Source organism: Bartonella propinqua, assembly GCF_047263965.1.
GTDB lineage: Bacteria > Pseudomonadota > Alphaproteobacteria > Rhizobiales > Rhizobiaceae > Bartonella.
The window spans coordinates 1-903 of the sequence record NZ_JBLEBK010000035.1 but is presented as its reverse complement, the minus strand read 5'-3'; the positions used below and the strand labels follow the sequence as shown (position 1 = coordinate 903).

The following is a 903-nucleotide window of genomic DNA, read 5'->3' as shown; positions in this document are numbered from 1 at the left end:
TTTTATAACTTCCCTCTACAAAAGCACCTTCATCATTGACTTGGGTAATCGTGAAATTTGGTAATTTCCATTCCCCATCTTCATATCTAGCACCACCACCAAAATATGAAGCAAGCATGTTACTCATTGAATAGAGCTGTGCACCGTTAACAGCTTCTGTTGAGCCAGCTGTAAGCATGCCTGCCTTTACGCCAGAGATACTACGCAATGCACCATCATTGTTTGCAACTGTAATTGCAGTGCCACCTATTTCTCCACCAATGGTGATAGTATTTGTGGATGCATCTTGTTTAACAAGACTAGTACTCTTAACCGCAGCTGTAACTGTTTGAGTAATGTCATCAATAACATCTTGAGAAACACCATTTACAACATCATTTTTAATATTTTTGAACGAGTTGCTCATACCTGCAAGTGCATCGGCAACATTTGTATAACTTGCCTCTTCAGCAACACCATCATCATTGAGTGTAACAACCGTGAAATCTGGGAATGTCCATTCTCCATCTTCATATTTAGCACCACCACCAAAATATGAAGAAAGTGCGTTACTCACCAAATAGAGCTGCGCACCGTTAACAGCATCTGTTGAGCCAGCTGTAAGCATCCCTGCTTTTACACCAGAAACAATACGTGATGCACCTTCATTGTTTGCAACTGTAATTTCACTACCAGCTACATTTCCACCAATGGTGATAGTATTTGTGGATGCATCTTGTTTAACAAGTCTATTACTGTTAACCGCATCCGTAACTGTTTGAGTAATTCCAGTGATGACATCCTTATTGATACCATTAACGATTTCTTCCGTTACATCATCCAAGACACCATCTATGACACCCTGTTTAATATTGATGAAAGAGTTGCTTATACCTGCAAGTGCATCGGAAACACTTTTATAAC

General features: G+C 39.6%; 1 pseudogene. It reads right to left on the bottom strand.

Going from position 1 to position 903, the window contains the following annotated elements:
• Positions 1 to 903 (bottom strand): annotated as a pseudogene (locus ACMFKV_RS07200) (hypothetical protein); the annotation flags it as partial.